Origin of the sequence: Sphingomonas sp. AOB5 (genome assembly GCF_029433115.1) — a bacterium.
Taxonomy (GTDB): Bacteria; Pseudomonadota; Alphaproteobacteria; order Sphingomonadales; family Sphingomonadaceae; genus Sphingomonas.
In genome coordinates, this window is sequence record NZ_JARNTV010000126.1 from 1 (window position 1) to 2656 (window position 2656).

The 2656-nt window shown below is 68.9% G+C and carries 2 protein-coding genes and 1 pseudogene; 1 reads left to right on the forward strand and 2 read right to left on the reverse strand.

Annotated elements, in window-relative coordinates:
- Positions 1-299: pseudogene (locus tag P1X14_RS21930) on the forward strand (hypothetical protein); the annotation flags it as partial.
- Here the strand turns inward: P1X14_RS21930 and gspD are convergent.
- Complete coding sequence (gene gspD / locus P1X14_RS21935; RefSeq protein ID WP_277317549.1) at positions 293-2371, reverse strand: type II secretion system secretin GspD; 2079 nt, start codon at positions 2369-2371, stop codon at positions 293-295. The pseudogene P1X14_RS21930 and the gene gspD sit on opposite strands and share 7 nt — an antisense overlap.
- 10 nt (positions 2372-2381) lie before the next feature.
- Positions 2382-2656 (reverse strand): PDZ domain-containing protein (locus tag P1X14_RS21940; RefSeq protein WP_277317550.1); only part of this gene is annotated, 275 nt, incomplete at its 5' end.

The following is a 2656-nucleotide window of genomic DNA, read 5'->3' on the forward strand; positions in this document are numbered from 1 at the left end:
CCCCGCTGCCACGCCCGGCCTTGTCCTCGGCGTTCGAACGGACCCTGTTCGGCGCGGTGCCTGCCGAAACCGACAGCGCGCCGCAGGACGCGCCTGCGCTGGTCGGGATCGTCGGGCGGCTCGATCAGGACGCAGTGGCGCTGGTGCGGACTGCCGACGGCACCAGCCGCACGCTGGCGGTGGGCGCCAGTGTCGACGGGTGGAAGCTGGAGAGCCTGTCGATAGACGCGGGCTTCTTCACGCGCGGCACCCAGCGGGTGCGCGTGCCGTTGCCCACCGCCGACGCAGCGCCTCAGTAGATCCCGTCGATCTCCACCGTCAGCCGCGGTGCGCGGGGCTTCAGGAGCAGGCTGTTGTTGCGGCTCTGGTCCATCTCGTCGGCGCGCAGGCGGGCATAGCGGCTGGAGGTCACTGCGGTGGCATCATCGCTGTCGCGGATGATCGTCGGGCGCAGGAAGATGAACAGCGTGCGCTTGGTCCGCGATTCCCGGCGGCTGCGGAACAGTTCGCCGACCAGCGGGATATCGCCCAGGATCGGCACCTGACGCTTGGCTTCCAGATAATCGTCCGAGACGAGGCCGCCCAGCACGATCGTCTGGCCGTTATCGGCCAGCACGGTGGTGTTGATCGTGCGGGTGTTGGTGATCAGGTCCGACGCCTGCACGCTGAGGCCGGTCGCGATCGACGAGGCTTCCTGGCTGATCTCGAGCCGCACCGTATCGCCTGCATTGATCCGCGGGATCACGCGCAGGGTGATGCCGACATCCTGCCGCTCGATGGTGGTATAGGGGGTCACCGAATTGCTGTCGGTCAGGATCGATCCGGTCACGAACGGCACATTCTGGCCGACGATGATCTCGGCCGGCGAATTGTCGAGCACGGTCACCTGCGGCACCGACAGCAGGTTCGACTTGGTCGAGACGCCGAGCGCCTGGACCAGGATCGAGAAATCGTCGGTGACGTTGATGTTCGCGGTCAGGCCCTCGCCCAGCAGCTTTCCGGCGGGCACGCCCAGCACGGTCAGGATCGCGCCCAGCGACGGGCCGTTGTTGCTGAATGAGGTCGCGGCGCCGCTGCGCAGGCCGAGCGCCGCGCCGCCGCCGCCAAGCTGGATGCCGAGCTGTTCGGCATCGTCGCCGGTGATCTCGGCAATGGCGGCCTCGATCATCACCTGCGGACGGCGCACGTCGAGATCGGTGATCAGCGATTCGATCGAGGCGATGGCGGCAGGGGTGCCGCGCACGACGATGGCGTTGAGCTCCGGCGCGGGCTGGATGGTCAGATCGGGCGTGGTGAAGCCCTGCGCGCTGCTGCTGGTCTGCGACGAGGTGCCGGTCGCCGCCGGCGTGGGAGTCGGACCCGCCAGCGCATTGCCGCCAAGCGCGGCATTGGCATTGTTCGCATTGGCGTTGTTGGTGGCCAGCGTGCTGATCGGCGAACTGCGGTTGTTGCGGCCGCTCTGCGACAGGCGGCTGCCCTGGCCGAGCGAGCGGGCGACCGGATTGCTGACCTCGTCCTGCTGGCCGAGGATGCCGCGCAGCACGTTGGTGACCGATTCCGAATCCGCATAGCTCAGGCGGAACATGCGGGTGATCGGTGTGGCGCCGCCGGGCTGATCGAGCGAGGCGGCGATCTTGCGCGCTTCGGCGACCGAGGCGGGCGTGCCGCGCACGATCACGGTGTTGCTGCGCGCGTCGGATGCGACGCGGACGGCATCGCCCAGCACGGTCGTGAGCGTCTGTGCCACGTCGGGCGCATTGCCGTTGCGCAGCGTGATGCTGGCAAAGGTCGATCCGCCGCCCGCGTCGAGCTGGCGCGCGATCGCTTCGATGCGGCGGACGTTATCGGCATAGTCGGTGACGACGATGGCGTTGGGATTGGTCAGCGGCTCGACGCTGCCGAAGGTGGCGACCAGCGGGCGGACCACGCGCGCGACTTCGGCCGAGGGCACGTTGGTGAGGCGGACCATGCGCGTCACCAACGCCTGACCCGAAGCACCGCGCGTCGGCACGCCGCCTTCGCGCACCGCATTGGCGGCAGGCACGATGCGCCACGCGCGACCCGAACGGATCGCGGCGAAGCCGTTTGCACGCAGCACCGACTGGAACAATTCCCACACGCCATCGGGCGTCAGCGGCGTTGCGGAGGTGACCGTCACCGGACCCTTCACCGCCGGATCGAGGATCAGCGTGCGGCCGGTGATGCGCGATACCTGATCGGCGACGTCGGCGATTTCCACGCCGCGCATGTTGATCACCACATCGGCATTCTGCGCGCCCGGGGGCGGCGCCGTCTGGGCCAGCGCGACGGTCGAATCGAATGCGATCGCAGCAAGTGCGAGGGCGGCCAGGCTGGGGCGAATCGCTTTCACATCTGTCTCTTTACTTCAGCGGGACGGTAAGCGTCATCGGCTTCCCGTTGCGCATGACTTGAACCGTGGCGGAACCATTGCCCTGTGCGGCCGTGAAGGCGGCCCCGGCAGCGGTAGGGTCGCTGAGCGGCGTGCCGTTCACCGACATGAGGACATCGCCCGGCTGCAGCCCGGGAATCGCGGCGCTGCCGATGCGGTAGCCGCCATCGACGGGCGTGGCGTTGAAGCGCTGGAGGATCGCCGCGGTCGCGTTGGCCGCGCCGGGCGGTGGCGCGCCGCGCGGGC